Raw genomic sequence first — 12,918 nt, forward strand, 5'->3', positions numbered from 1 at the left:
GACGTCACCGTTGCCTGTATTCGTGAGCCAAGGAGACGACAGATGCAGACCACATCCCCCACCGTCGAACTCGCCGCCAGGATCCTGAGCGCCTACGTCACCAAGAACAGCGTGCCCGCCGGCACATTGCCGAGCCTGCTGCACGACGTCCACCGCTCGATCACCGAGCTGGACCGTCCGCAGGCGCCGCAGATCCGGCGGCCGACCGAGGCGCAGATCAAGGCCTCGATCCGCCCTGAAACCATCATCAGCTTCGAGGACGGCAAGCCCTACAAGGCGCTGCGCCGCCACCTCACCCTGCGCGGCCTGACGCCGGAGGCCTACAAGGCCAAGTGGGGCCTGCCGATCGACTACCCGATGGTCTCGGCCCATTACAGCGCCCGCCGCTCGCGGATCTCCCGGGAGATCGGCCTCGGCCAGAAGCTGCGCATGCAGCAGGCGGCGGAGTAGGGACGGGACCGGCGAGCGGGTCCGGGCGAAGCGCCCGCGTCACGGCGTCCCCGCGGCGACCTCGGCCGTGGCGATCTGCTGGATGAGGAGCGCCACCAGCCCGGACCAGCCGGTCTGGTGCGAGGCGCCGACCCCGCGGCCCGTGTCGCCGTCGTAGTACTCGTAGAACAGGATATGGTCCCGGAAGGCGGGGTCCTCCTGCTCGATGCGGCTGTCGCCGTAGACGGGACGGCGCCCGTCCGGCCCGCGGGTGGAGAGGCGGATCAGGCGCCGCGACAGGTCGTCGGCGATCTCGCGCAGCGACTGCGTCTTCCCCGATCCGGGCGGTGACTCGACCTGGAAGTCCGGGCCGTAATAGTCGTGGAAGCGGTGCAGCCCGGTGATGAGCAGGTAGTTCACCGGCATCCAGACCGGACCGCGCCAGTTGGAATTGCCCCCGAACAGCCGCGAGCGCGATTCGGCCGGCTCGTAGCCGAGGCCGAGATCGTCGCCGTTCCAGGGAAAGCAGAACGGCGCGTCGGCGTAGGCGCGCGACACGGCGCGCACGCCGTGCGGCGACAGGAACTCGTCCGGATCGAGCATCCGCCGGAGCAGCGCCTTGAGACGGTGACCGCGCAGCAGCGAGAGCAGCGCCGAGCGCCCGACCCCGGGCTCGTTCCAGCGCGAGACCAGGGCGGCGAGATCGGGCCGGTTACGCAGGAAGAAGATCAGCCGGCCGCGCAGCGCGGGCAGCCCGGCGAGATCCCCCTTGCCCAGCACGGCCACCGCCAGGATCGGGATCAGCCCGACCATCGTGCGGGCTCGGATCGGCAGGCGCCGGCCGTCCGCGGTCTCGATCACGTCGTAGAAGAACCCGTCATCCTCGTCCCACACCCCGTCGCCGGTGGCGGCAGCGATCAGCAGGAAGTGCTCGAAGAACTTCTGCGCCATGTCCTCGTAGGTCGCGTCGTCCTGCGCCAGCGCGATGGCGATGCGCATCAGGTCGAGGGCGTACATCGCCATCCAGGCGGTGGCGTCCGACTGGGTGAGCGTCGCGCCCGCGCCGATCGGCTTGGAGCGGTCGAAGATGCCGATGTTGTCGAGCCCCAGGAAGCCGCCCTGGAATAGGTTGCGACCGCCCGCGTCCTTGCGGTTCACCCACCACGTGAAGTTCAGGGTGAGCTTGTTGAACACCCGCTTCAGGAAGGCGTGGTCGGGGGTGCCGGTGAGCGCCCGGTCGAGCTCGAACACCCGCCACGCGGCCATCGCGTGCAGCGGCGGGTTCGCGTCGCCGAAGCCCCACTCGTAGGCCGGCAGCGCCGCGTTCGGGTGGGCGTAGGCCTCGTCGACGAGCAGCAGGAGCTGGCCCTTGGCGAAGTCGGGGTCGATCATCGCGAACACGATCGCCTGGAGCGCGAGGTCCCACGAGGCGAACCACGGGTACTCCCAGGCATCCGGCATCGAGATGATGTCGTTGGCCCGCACATGCGTCCAGTCGCTGTTGCGGCCGCCGCGGCGCTCGGGCGGGGGCTTGGGCTGGGCCGGGTCGCCCGCCAGCCACTCGCGCACGTCGTAGTGGTAGAGCTGCTTCGACCAGAGCATGCCGGCCAGCGCCTGCCGCTGCACGCGGCGCATCTCGGGGTCGGTCACCGCCGCCTGGAGGGCGGTGTAGAACGCGTCGGTCTCGGCCTCGCGCGCGGCGAACACCGCGTCGAAGTCGGCGAAGGGATCGCCCGCCGCCTCCGCTGGCCTCAGGCGCAGCCGTAGGGTCCGCGCCTCGCCGGGGGCGAGGCGCAGGTCGTAGCGCGCGGCGCATTTCGTGCCGCCGTGGGCGTTGGCCGCCCCGGCCTCGCCGCCCACCACCCGGCGGTCGATCCCGTCCTTGAAGTAGCCCTCGGCCGGACCGGTGCCGAACAGGCGATGCGCGTTGGTCTCGTTCTCGGTGAATAGCAGGTCCGCCGCGCCCTCGGCGTGGAAGCGCAGCGCCGGCACGTTCGGGTGGTTGGCGAGCACCGCGCCGCCGCCCTCGGCCGTCAGCTCCGGCTTGGCGATCCCCGCGCACCACGACCAGTGATTGCGCGCCCAGAGCTGCGGCAGCAGCGTGAGGTCGGCGGCCTCGGGCCCGCGGTTGATGGCGGTGATCCGCATCAGGATGTCGTCGGGGCCGGCCTTGGCGTAGGCGATCTCGACATCGAAGTAGCGGCCGCCGTCGAACAGGCCGGTGTCGAGGAGTTCGAATTCCGGGGCGTCGAGGCCGCGCCGCCGGTTCTCCTCCACCAGTTGGGCGTAGGGGAACGCGCCCTGCGGGTACTTGTAGAGCATCCGCATGAAGGCGTGGGAGGGCAGCCCGTCGAGGTAGTAGTAGAGTTCCTTCACATCCTCGCCGTGGTTGCCCTCGGCGTTGGTGAGGCCGAACAGGCGCTCCTTGAGGATCGGGTCGCGGCCGTTCCAGAGGGCGAGGGCGAGGCACCAGTGCAGGTGGCGGTCGCCGAAGCCGCCGATCCCGTCCTCGCCCCAGCGGTAGGCGCGGGAGCGGGCGTGGTCGTGGGGCAGGTAGTCCCAGGCGTCGCCGCCCGCGCTGTAATCCTCGCGCACCGTGCCCCATTGCCGGTCGCTGAGATAGGGCCCCCAGCGCCGCCACGCCGGGTCGGTCCGGGCGGCGGCGAGGCGCTGCCCCTCCGCGGTCCCGAAGATGCCCGGCCCCCCGTTCGGCCCGCCCATGCGCCCGCCGCTCCCACCCTGGAAACCGTCGCGCGGGGCGCTTGGCGCCCGGACCCGCCGGAACCGGCGCAGCGGCGCCGGCCCGCGACTGTAGCCCGGCATAAGCTGAGCTGTTAAGAGGAAAGCCCCACGTTGCATCTCGATCGGATGCAGGGCACGCGTGTCGTGCAGCGAGGAATGCCCCCGCCCCCGTGGCGGCGATGGACCCGGCAGGAGACGGATCGCGAGCGGTGCCGCGCCTCGACCCACCCACGCTGCTGACGGTGAGCTTCGTGACGACCTTCCTGGTCGGCACCCTGTTCCTGCTGTCGTGGCGGCAGGCTCCGGCGGTGCGGGCGCTGGCGCTGTGGGGAGTGGCCCATCTGGCGGGATCGCTCGCCTCCGCCGGCCTCGCCCTGCGCGGCCTGATCCCGGACCTCGTCTCGATCGGCGCGGCCAACGCGGTGATGCTCGCCGCCTACGGGCTGATCTGGAGCGGGGTGCGGGTGTTCGAGGGGCGCGCCGCGCGCCCCGGGATCGCCCTGTCCGGCGCGGCCCTGTGGTGCGCGCTCTGCCTCGTTCCGGCCTTCTACGGATCGATCGCGGCGCGGATCGCGTTCGCCTCGGCCGCGGCGGGCCTGTTCTGCTGCGCCTCCGCCTACGAGATCTGGCGTGGCCGCGGCGAGCGCCTCGCCTCCCGCTGGCCGGCCTTCGGCCTGCTCGCCCTCTACGGCGCCTGCTACCTAGTCCGGATCCCGGCGAGCGTGATCGCGCCCGTGCCCGGCGACCGGCCGCCCCTCGACTCGCCCTGGGTGACGATCCTGTGCTTGGCGGCGATGCTGTTCTCGATCGCCTGCGCCTTCACCTTCATGGGCCTGATCAAGGAGCGGGCCGAGCGCGAGCAGCGCCTCGCCGCCCGCACCGACCCGCTCACCGGGGTCTGCAATCGGCGCGCCTTCGTCGAGGGGGCCGAGGCCGTGCTCGCCGCCCGCGGGCGAGGGGCCCTGCTGCTGTTCGATCTCGACCGGTTCAAGGCGATCAACGACACCCACGGCCACGCCGTCGGCGACGCGGTCCTCGTCGGCTTCTGCACCGTCGCGGCGGCGCTGCTGCCGCCGGGGACCCTGCTCGGCCGCCTCGGCGGCGAGGAATTCGCCTGCCTCCTCGCTGCCGCGTCGCCCGCGGAGGCGCACGCACGGGCCGACCAGGTGCGGCGGACCTTCGCGGCGCTGGGCGTCCCGCAATTGCCGGATCTCCGCCTCGGCGTCAGCGTCGGCGTCGCCGAGATCCGGGAGGGGTGCGGCTTCGACGGGCTGATGCAGCGGGCCGACGCGGCGCTCTACGCCGCGAAGGCCAACGGGCGCGACCGAGTCGAGATGGCCGCGCCCGCGCTGGTGCGGGTGGCCTGACGGCGGCGCGGGCTGTCGGAGACTGGCCCGCCTCTACACCAGGGCCCGGGCCGCCGCGGAGACCTTGCGCACGGAGGCGTCGACGTCGCCCGCGGCGCGGGTGATCTCGGTGATCGCGGTTCGGACCACGTCCACGCCCGTGGCCGCCGACTGCATGTTCGCGGTCACGTCCCGGGTCACCGCCGTCTGCTCGGTGACCGCGGAGGACACGCTGAGCGAGATCTCGCTGAGCTGCGTGATCGTCCGGCGGATCGTCTCGATCGACTCGACCGCCCGCCCGGTCTCGTTCTGAACCGCCGAGATGTGGGTGCCGATCTCCTCGGTGGCGCGCGCCGACTGGGCCGCCAGGGTCTTGACCTCCGCGGCCACCACCGCGAACCCCTTGCCCGCCGCCCCGGCCCGGGCCGCCTCGATCGTGGCGTTGAGGGCGAGCAGGTTGGTCTGGTCGGCGATCGACCGGATCAGGTTCACCGCCGCGCCGATCCGCTCGGCCGCGCCGGTCAGGCCCACGACGATCGCGCCCGCCTCCTCGGCACGGACCACCGCGTCGTCGGAGGCGGTCTTCGCCTGGAGCGCGTGGCGACCGAGTTCCTCGATCGAGGCCGTGAACTCCTCGGAGGCCGCGGCGACCGCCTGGACGTTGCCGGCGGTCTGGACCGCGGACGCCGCCGTCTCGGCGATCTGCCGGCTGACGCCGGCCATCACCTCGGTGATCGCCTGGATGTCGGTGTCGATCGCGCGCTGGCCCTCGGCCCGGCGCAGGCGGTCCTCGACCTGGGCGGTGACGTCGGTGGCGAACTTGACGACCGCGAAGGGCTTGCCCTGCGCGTCCAGCAGCGGGTTGTAGGCGCCGAAGATCCAGATCTCCCGGCCGCCCTTGCCGATCCGCCGGAACTCGCCGGCCTGATAACGGCCGTCCTTGAGGGCCCGCCAGAAGGCGGCGTAATCCGCGTGGGCCGCGGCCTCCGGCGCCATGAACAGGCTGTGGTTGCGGCCGCGCACCTCGTCGAGGGTGTAGCCCATCGTCTTGAGGAAGTTGTCGTTGGCATCGGTGATCGTGCCATCGAGGTCGAAGCGGATCACCGCCTGCGAGCGGTCGAGGGCCGCAGCCTGCCCCGCGAACAGCGCGTCCCGGTGTTTGCGCTCGGTGATGTCGGTGGCGAACTTGACCACCTTCACCGGCTTGCCGCGTCGGTCGAGCACCGGGTTGTACGAGGCCTGGATCCAGACGTGCCGGCCGTCCTTGGCCACGCGCAGGAACTCCCGGGCAGCGTGGCGACCGGCCCGCAGCCCGTCCCAGAAAGCCGCGTATTCGGGGGCCTCGCGCTCCGCCTTCGTCACGAACAGGCGGTGATGCTGGCCGCGCACCTCGGCGAGGGTGTAACCGACGAGGTCGAGGAACAGGGCGTTGGCATCCGTGACGCGGCCTTCGAGGTCGAACTCGATCCGACCCATCGACGTATCAATCGCCGCGAGCAACGCATCGCCATTGCGTGCACCGAACATCATGGGATTCTCCAAGACCTTCCGATTCCGGGCGAAGACGGCAACCGGATGCCGCAGATATTGCAACCGCACCGAGCCGTCCGACCCAGGACCGGCGTTCGCCATCGCGAAACCGCCTGCCTTCGTGCGAGATCTTGCGCCGAAACTCTAAACAAAGATTTTCCCTCTCGGTGAATCGGGCAGTCGCTGGATCGATAGATTTGCACCTATTGAACTAAGAGTTGCATTACTCGGATATTTCTTCCTAGGTTGCATTGCGTGCCCCCCCGCCGCGCTCCCCAAAGGCTCGGCTTATCGGGGCGGATGGGCTATCGCGCTGCGGGGAGACACGCGATGGACGACACCGCCCGCATCGACCGCCTGGAGATGCGCCTGACCGAGCAGGATGCCACGATCGAGGACCTCAACCGGACGGTCACCGGGCAGTGGCGGCTGATCGACCGTCTGACCCGCCAGATCGACGCCCTGCGCGAGCAGGTGGAGGAGGCGGCCGCCCGCGCCGCGCCGCGGGGTCTGGAGCCGCCCCCGCCGCACTACTGAGCGGCGCGCCGCCGCGGGCGCGCCGGGCGGATCCTCAGAAGTTCGCCTGGGTGACGAACTTGGTGACGAGGTAGGCGTCGAGCGCCTCGGGGCCGCCCTCGCTGCCGTAGCCCGAATCCTTGACGCCGCCGAAGGGCGTCTCGGGCAGGGCGAGACCGTGGTGGTTGATCGAGATCATGCCGCTCTCGACGCCGGAGGACACCCGCGCCGCCCGCGCCGTCGAGCGCGTGTAGGCGTAGGCCGCGAGGCCGTAGGGCAGGCGGTTGGCCTCGGCGAACGCCTCGTCGTCGTCCGAGAACCGGTTGATGGCGGCCACCGGCCCGAACGGCTCCTCGTTCATGATGCGGGCGGTCAGCGGCACCTCGGTGAAGACGGTCGGCTCGAAGAAATTGCCGCGGTTGCCGATGCGCTTGCCGCCGGCCCGCAGCGTCGCGCCGCTCGCCTCCGCGTCGGCCGAGAGGGCCTCGATCGCGTCGAGGCGCCGGCCGTGGACCAGCGGGCCCATCTTCGTGTCGGCCTCAAGCCCGTCGCCGACCTTCGCGGACTTGGCGAAGGCGGTGAAGCCCTCGACGAACCGGTCGAACACCGAGTCGTGCACGAGGAACCGGGTCGGCGAGACGCAGACCTGCCCGGCGTTGCGGTACTTCGAGGGGGCGAGCACCGCCACCGCCTTCTCGACGTCGGCGTCGCCGAACACGATCGCCGGGGCGTGGCCGCCGAGTTCCATCGTCGCCCGCTTCATGTGCTCGCCCGCGAGCGCGGCGAGCTTCTTGCCGACCGCGGTGGAGCCGGTGAACGAGATCTTGCGGATCACCGGGTGCGGGATCAGGTAGGACGAGATCGCCCCCGGATCGCCGTAGACGAGCGACAGGGCGTCGCCCGGGATGCCGGCGTCGAGGAAGGCCTGGACCAGGGCCGCGCTGCTCGCGGGCGTGTCCTCGGGGCCCTTCAGGATCACCGTGCAGCCGGTGCAGAGCGCCGCCGAGATCTTGCGGACCGCCTGGTTGATCGGGAAGTTCCAGGGGGTGAAGCAGGCGACCGGCCCGACCGGCTCCTTCACCACCGCCTGGAGCACGCCGTCGGCGCGGGCGGGGATGACGCGGCCGTAGGCGCGCTTCCCCTCCTCCGCGAACCAATCGATGATGTCGGCCGCCGAGAGCGTCTCCATCCGCGCCTCGGGCAGCGGCTTGCCCTGCTCCATCGTCAGGATCCGCGCGATGTCCTCGGCGCGCTCGCGCAGCAGGTCGGCCGCCTTGCGCATGCGCTTGGCGCGCTCGAACGGCGCCACCGCCCGCCACAGCGGGTAGGCGCGGGCGGCGGCGTCCAGGGCCTCGTCGAGGTCGGCGGTGGTGGCCACCGCGCAGGCGCCGATCACGTCGCCGGTGGCCGGGTTGAGGACGTCGAGGGTCTGGCGGTCGCCGCCCGCGCGCCAGCGGCCGGCGATGTGGAGGTCGGTGTTCGGATACATCGGTCGATCCCCGTCGGGCCGCGCATCGGGGCCCTCGGGCCCTGATGTCGGCGATACGGGGCCCGGGGGCAATGCCCGAGGCCGGCGGGTCTCCCGCGCCGGACGCGCCGCGCGCCGGGGAGCCTGGGCCGGTCAGGCGGCGCGGCGGGCGGCCTCGGGACCGGACACCACGGCGGGCCCGCCGCGCCGCGCGCGGAGCGTGCCGCCCTTGGGCACCACCTGCCAGCCCTCACGGCGGCCGTCGATCGGCTCGGACACCACGACGATGCCCGAGGGCCCCTCGCGGAAATAGAGGCTCGGCGGCCGGCCATCGCAGGCCCAGCGATAGGCGGTGAGCGCCTCGCCGTCGGTCAGCAGCGCGGTGAAGCGCAGGGGCTCGGCGACGCCCGCCGCATTCATCAGCCCGCGCACGGTCTCCAGCGTGCGCGCCATCGCGCCGACCGGATCCTCGGCGAGGCCGTTGGCGAGCGCCAGCAGGAAGATCGCCTCGGAATCGGTGCTGCCGCGGCGGCTCTCGTAGAGCTCGTCCGGGATCAGCGCCTCCAGCCGGCGCTTGATCCGATGGTAGCCGCCGATCTGCCCGTTGTGCATGAACAGCAGCCGCCCGTGGGCGAACGGGTGGCAGTTCGCGCGCGCGGTGGCGGTGCCGGTGGCGGCGCGCACGTGGGCGAAGAAGGTCCGCGCCCGCACCTGACCGCAGAGGTTGACCAGATTCTCGTCCGACCACGCGGGCGAAATGTCGCGGTAGATGCCGGGCTCGGCCCGCTCGCCGTACCAGCCGATGCCGAAACCATCGCCGTTGGTCTCGGTTTTCCCCTCGTCCGCGTGCAGCGACTGATGGATCAGCGAGTGCACCGGCGCGCAGACGAGGTCGGAGAGGAAGACCGGCTCACCGCTGTAGGCGAGGAAACGGCACATGACGATTGTCGATCCTCTGGCTCAGAACCGTCGAACACCCGTCGAGACGGCCGCCGATCCGCGGGCCGGGCGTCCGTCTCACACGTGTAACAGTCCGTCCGGTCTGGTGAACAGTTTGTTAACCGCGTCCGAGGGGCACGTTTTTCGGGCACCGACGCCCGGAATGATCGCCGCCTGACCGCGGGGCAGGCATACCAGCGGACGCCCCTGCCTCCGCTTGTGAGCCGGCTCGTGGCAGGCCAGCATGGCCGAATCGGGGAATCAGCGGCGCAGGAACGAGGCCGCGACCCGCCCGGGGCATCACACACCGACTGTCGGGAGAATGTTCATGGACCGCGCGTCACAGGATTGTCCCGCACCCGTCGCCCTGGTGGTGGAGGACGACGCTGCCGTGCGCGACCTCGCGACCGCGGTCCTGGAGGAGACGGACCTCGGCGTGATCGCCTGCGAGAGCGCGGAGGCCGCCCTGTCGGTCCTGGAGCGGCCGGACGTGACCGTGGCGCTGCTGTTCGCCGACGTGCGCCTGCCCGGGGCGATGGACGGCGTCTCGCTCGCCCGCACCGTCGAGCGGCGCTGGCCGGACGTGCGCGTCGTCGTGACCTCCGGCGCCTCGCGGGACGCGCGCCTGCCCGACCACGCGGTCTACATGCAGAAGCCCTGGCGGGCGCTGGACGTGCTCGTCCAGGCCGAGCACGCCACGGTGGCGGCCCGGGCCGCCTGAGGGGGCCGCTCATCCCCCCGCCAGCGCGCGCTCCCGGATCGCGCTGAGGGTGGTGCCCGGGGTGATCGCCTCGACCGGCATCTTGAGATGGACGATCGCCGGCTGTCCCGAGGCGCGAGCGGCGGCGAACGCCTCCGGGAAATCCTCGGTGCGCTCGACGGTGACGCCGAAGCCGCCGAACACGCGGGCGTAGCCGGCGAAATCGGGATTCGTCAGGTCGGTCGCGCAGACCCGGCCGGGGAAGTCGCGTTCCTGGTGCATGCGGATCGTGCCGTAGCTGGCGTTGTCGCAGACCACGCAGACGATCGCGAGCCCGTACTGCACGGCGGTGGCGAAGTCCTGGCCATTCATCAGGAAGTCGCCGTCGCCGGCGAGCGCCACCACCGTGCGCTCGGGGTACAGGCGCTTCATCGCCACTGCAGCCGGCACGCCGTAGCCCATCGAGCCGGAGGTCGGGGCGATGTGGGTGGCGAGGTCCCGGAAGCGGTAGAAGCGATGGATCCAGGCGGCGTAGTTGCCGGCGCCGTTGCACAGGATCGCGTCCGCCGGCAGCACCTCGCGCAGGTGGATCATCACCGCGCCGAGGTTGACCGGGCCGGGCTGCGGCGTCGCCGCGTCGCTCCAGGCGCGGTAGGCGGCGTGCGCGGCGCGGGTCTCCGCCGACCACGGGGTCGCGTCCGGCGCGGAGAGGCGGGCGAGCGCCGCCGCGGTGCGCGCGGGCGCGGCGTTGATCGCGAGATGGGGCACGTAGACCCGGCCGATCTCCTCCGGCCCCGGGTGGACGTGGACGAGCCGGGTGCGGGGGCTCGGGATGTCGAGGAGCGTGTAGCTCTGGCTCGCCACCTCGCCGAGACGTCCGCCGAGCACGATCGTCAGGTCCGAAGCCCGCACCCGCGCGACGAGGCCCGGGTTGGCGCCGAGCCCGAGGTCGCCCGCGTAGTTCGGGTGGAGCGGGTCGAACAGCGGCAGCCGGCGGTAGCTCGTCGCCACCGGCAGGTCGAACCGCTCCGCGAAGGCGCGGATGTCGGCGTAGGCGGCCGCGCTCCAGCGGCTGCCGCCGAGGATCAGGAACGGGGACCGCGCCTCGGCGAGCAGGGCGGCGAGCCGCTCCAGGTCCTCCGCGCAGGGTCCGGCCTCGACCGGCACGCACGGGGGCGCGAGCGGCCCCGCCACCGTCTCCTTCAGCATGTCCTTGGGCAGGGCCAGCACCACCGGGCCGGGCCGGCCGGCGACGGCGGTGTGGAAGGCGCGCGAGACGTATTCCGTCACGCGCGCGGGATCGTCGATCTCGGCCGCCCACTTGGCGATCGGCCCGAAGGCGGCGCGGTAATCCATCTCCTGCCACGCTTCTCGGTCGCGGAAGCCGCGCTCGACCTGGCCGACGAACAGGATCATCGGAGTCGAATCCTGCTGGGCGATGTGGATCCCGGCAGCCGCGTTGGTGGCCCCGGGCCCGCGGGTGACGAGGCAGATCCCCGGCCGGCCGGTGGCCTTGCCGTGGGCCTCGGCCATCATCGCGGCGGCCCCTTCCTGCCGGCAGACGGTCACCTGGATTCCGGATTCGTGCAGCGCGTCGAGCACCGGCAGGAAGCTCTCCCCCGGCACGGTGAAGGCGTGCGCGACGCCGTTGGCGACGAGTTGGTCGACGAGGGCTCGGGCCGCCGTGCGAAGCGTCGGCGCGGCGGGTCCGTCGAGGCGATCGTGGTAAAGCATGGCGCGGTCCGAGGTCGAGTGAGGGCGGATGGGGGAGCGAGGGCGCGCCGCCGGGGAGCGGCGCCCGCGCGGCGCAGGACCGCTCAGGGCGGATGCGGCTCGGCTGCGCGTCTTCCGGGAATGATCGGTGTCGTCGGCATCGTTCCTCCCCCCGTCCCCGATCGGGACGCCTCCCCCGGTCAGGGTCGGAATCCGTGCCGCCCGGAGACAGAGACGTGCGGTCTCGCGGCGGCTCTGCAATTGCAGTGACGGTCGGCAAGCCTTGCGGAAAACCTGTCGGCGAAACGATAATGCGGCGTTTCGGGACGGATTCTGTGCACACGTCCAGTCACCACATCCTCCCGCGTGCGAGGACACGATGAACGTCTCGATCGGCGGCCTCCCCGAGTTCCACGCGCAGGGCTCCCTCTTGAAGCAGGCGATGCGCCGCCTCGTCGGCGGCGTCGTGGTCGTGACCGCCGGGATCGGCGAGGAGCGGGTCGGCCTGACGGCGACCTCCGCGACCGCGCTCTCCGTCGAGCCGCCGACGATGCTCGTCTGCGTCAACCGCGCCTCGGGGACCCTGCCGGTGATCGTGCGGCGGCAACATTTCTGCGTCAGCGTCCTCGGGGCGGCGCACCGCCCGGTCGCCGAGCGCTTCGCCGGGCACGGGGGCGTGCGGGGGGCCGATCGCTACAGCGGCGCGGACTGGACCGTCATGCGCTCGGGGGCCTCGGGCCTTTCCGAGGCGCAGGCGCTGATCGACTGCGACCTGGAGGAGGTGATCGAGCGGCACAGCCACGCCATCCTGCTCGGGGCCGTGCGCGAGGTGCGGCTCCGCCCGGGAGAGACCGGGGCGCTGGCCTACGGACAGGGGGCCTTCATCAGCCTGTCGCCGCCCTGAGGCGCGGCGCCGGCGCCCGTCCATTCGGGGCGGCCACGCAGGCGGCGTTCACGCGCATGCCGATGTCCCGGCGCGCGGGGTGCGCGTCGGGACCTGTCGGAGTCGCGATCCGGATCTGCGGGAGGGGCGCGTGCCGCCCCCGCTCCGGATGGGATCAGGCGGCTTGGCCGGCGCGCACGCTCTCGACCATCCGGGCGATGGCGCCGATCGAGTGGAAATTCTTCGGGTTGAGCAGTGTCGGCGGAATCAGGATGTCGAACTCCGCCTCCACCGCCACCATCAGGTTGACCAAGTCGAGGGACGACAACCCCACATCCACCAGGGCGTCCTCGGCCCCGAAGTCCGGCCGGCGCGCGTCGCCCGCCGCGATCCGCTGCGCGAGACCCATCGTGCGCGCCGTCACGCTCTCCGCACCCGTCACCACCATCGCCGCATCGCCTTCCACATCGGCCCGCCCTCGCGGACCGGCCGTCGATACACGTCCAGATACAGAAATCGAAGGCGCCTCAATCACCTTCAACTGCGTTTCTTATATTAACCGCCTTCTTAGTTAATACGGATCGACGATCGGTTACGTATTTTTCAGACATCGGCTTAAGGCGCTTTTTGAGTCTTTCTGCCTAAACAGCAC

Annotated in this window: 11 protein-coding genes; 5 read left to right on the forward strand and 6 right to left on the reverse strand. The window is 71.8% G+C overall.

Annotated elements, in window-relative coordinates:
* Positions 1-42 precede the first annotated feature (42 nt).
* The gene (locus Q8W71_RS08390) at positions 43-450 is read left to right on the forward strand and encodes a Ros/MucR family transcriptional regulator (protein ID WP_305524889.1); all 408 of its coding nucleotides are present in this window, start codon (positions 43-45) and stop codon (positions 448-450) included.
* A gap of 39 nt (positions 451-489) precedes the next feature.
* Here Q8W71_RS08390 and Q8W71_RS08395 read toward each other — a convergent pair whose 3' ends face one another.
* Positions 490-3,150: an MGH1-like glycoside hydrolase domain-containing protein gene (locus tag Q8W71_RS08395; protein WP_305524890.1), complete on the reverse strand. Its 2,661-nt coding sequence runs from the start codon at positions 3,148-3,150 to the stop codon at positions 490-492.
* A 230-nt stretch (positions 3,151-3,380) separates the two neighbouring features.
* On the opposite strand from Q8W71_RS08395, the gene Q8W71_RS08400 reads away from it, so the two are divergent.
* Positions 3,381-4,538 carry a GGDEF domain-containing protein gene (locus Q8W71_RS08400; protein ID WP_305524891.1) on the forward strand — a complete coding sequence of 386 codons (1,158 nt, stop codon included), beginning with the start codon at positions 3,381-3,383 and terminating at the stop codon, positions 4,536-4,538.
* 33 nt (positions 4,539-4,571) lie between these two features.
* On the opposite strand, the gene Q8W71_RS08405 is transcribed toward Q8W71_RS08400, so the two are convergent.
* The gene (locus Q8W71_RS08405; RefSeq protein ID WP_305524935.1) at positions 4,572-6,044 is read right to left on the reverse strand and encodes a methyl-accepting chemotaxis protein; all 1,473 of its coding nucleotides are present in this window, start codon (positions 6,042-6,044) and stop codon (positions 4,572-4,574) included.
* A gap of 333 nt (positions 6,045-6,377) precedes the next feature.
* Here Q8W71_RS08405 and Q8W71_RS08410 point away from each other — a divergent pair, with 333 nt between their 5' ends.
* On the forward strand, positions 6,378-6,584 hold the full coding sequence (locus tag Q8W71_RS08410) for a SlyX family protein (RefSeq protein ID WP_305524892.1): 207 nt from the start codon (positions 6,378-6,380) through the stop codon (positions 6,582-6,584).
* A 34-nt stretch (positions 6,585-6,618) separates the two neighbouring features.
* Here the strand turns inward: Q8W71_RS08410 and Q8W71_RS08415 are convergent, their stop codons facing one another.
* Entirely contained in the window at positions 6,619-8,052 is a 1,434-nt protein-coding gene (locus tag Q8W71_RS08415; protein WP_305524893.1) for an NAD-dependent succinate-semialdehyde dehydrogenase, read from the reverse strand.
* A 132-nt stretch (positions 8,053-8,184) separates the two neighbouring features.
* Positions 8,185-8,970, reverse strand: coding sequence for a class II glutamine amidotransferase (locus Q8W71_RS08420; protein WP_305524894.1), 786 nt, complete (start codon positions 8,968-8,970; stop codon positions 8,185-8,187).
* 328 nt (positions 8,971-9,298) lie between these two features.
* On the opposite strand from Q8W71_RS08420, the gene Q8W71_RS08425 reads away from it, so the two are divergent.
* Positions 9,299-9,691: a response regulator gene (locus tag Q8W71_RS08425; RefSeq protein ID WP_305524895.1), complete on the forward strand. Its 393-nt coding sequence runs from the start codon at positions 9,299-9,301 to the stop codon at positions 9,689-9,691.
* Positions 9,692-9,700: 9 nt separating this feature from the next.
* On the opposite strand, the gene Q8W71_RS08430 is transcribed toward Q8W71_RS08425, so the two are convergent.
* A complete protein-coding gene (locus Q8W71_RS08430) occupies positions 9,701-11,404 on the reverse strand; it encodes a thiamine pyrophosphate-binding protein (RefSeq protein WP_305524896.1) in 1,704 nt (567 codons plus the stop codon).
* Positions 11,405-11,762: 358 nt separating this feature from the next.
* Here Q8W71_RS08430 and Q8W71_RS08435 point away from each other — a divergent pair, with 358 nt between their 5' ends.
* Positions 11,763-12,287, forward strand: a complete 525-nt coding sequence (locus Q8W71_RS08435; protein WP_305524897.1) for a flavin reductase family protein — start codon at positions 11,763-11,765, stop codon at positions 12,285-12,287.
* Between the two features lie 154 nt (positions 12,288-12,441).
* On the opposite strand, the gene Q8W71_RS08440 is transcribed toward Q8W71_RS08435, so the two are convergent.
* Positions 12,442-12,732 (reverse strand): phosphopantetheine-binding protein, encoded by a 291-nt coding sequence (locus Q8W71_RS08440; RefSeq protein ID WP_305524898.1) that lies wholly within the window; start codon positions 12,730-12,732, stop codon positions 12,442-12,444.
* Positions 12,733-12,918 lie beyond the last annotated feature (186 nt).

The sequence above is a fragment of the Methylobacterium amylolyticum genome, assembly GCF_030700245.1.
Taxonomy (GTDB): Bacteria; Pseudomonadota; Alphaproteobacteria; order Rhizobiales; family Beijerinckiaceae; genus Methylobacterium.

What these genes read in the sequence shown, in the direction of transcription:
- Q8W71_RS08390 (WP_305524889.1), top strand. Translation starts at nt 43, where the DNA reads ATGCAGACCACATCCCCCACCGTCGAACTCGCCGCCAGGATCCTGAGC.
- Q8W71_RS08395 (WP_305524890.1), bottom strand. Translation starts at nt 3,150, where the DNA reads ATGGGCGGGCCGAACGGGGGGCCGGGCATCTTCGGGACCGCGGAGGGG.
- Q8W71_RS08405 (WP_305524935.1), bottom strand. Translation starts at nt 6,044, where the DNA reads ATGTTCGGTGCACGCAATGGCGATGCGTTGCTCGCGGCGATTGATACG.
- Q8W71_RS08410 (WP_305524892.1), top strand. Translation starts at nt 6,378, where the DNA reads ATGGACGACACCGCCCGCATCGACCGCCTGGAGATGCGCCTGACCGAG.
- Q8W71_RS08415 (WP_305524893.1), bottom strand. Translation starts at nt 8,052, where the DNA reads ATGTATCCGAACACCGACCTCCACATCGCCGGCCGCTGGCGCGCGGGC.
- Q8W71_RS08420 (WP_305524894.1), bottom strand. Translation starts at nt 8,970, where the DNA reads ATGTGCCGTTTCCTCGCCTACAGCGGTGAGCCGGTCTTCCTCTCCGAC.
- Q8W71_RS08425 (WP_305524895.1), top strand. Translation starts at nt 9,299, where the DNA reads ATGGACCGCGCGTCACAGGATTGTCCCGCACCCGTCGCCCTGGTGGTG.
- Q8W71_RS08430 (WP_305524896.1), bottom strand. Translation starts at nt 11,404, where the DNA reads ATGCTTTACCACGATCGCCTCGACGGACCCGCCGCGCCGACGCTTCGC.
- Q8W71_RS08435 (WP_305524897.1), top strand. Translation starts at nt 11,763, where the DNA reads ATGAACGTCTCGATCGGCGGCCTCCCCGAGTTCCACGCGCAGGGCTCC.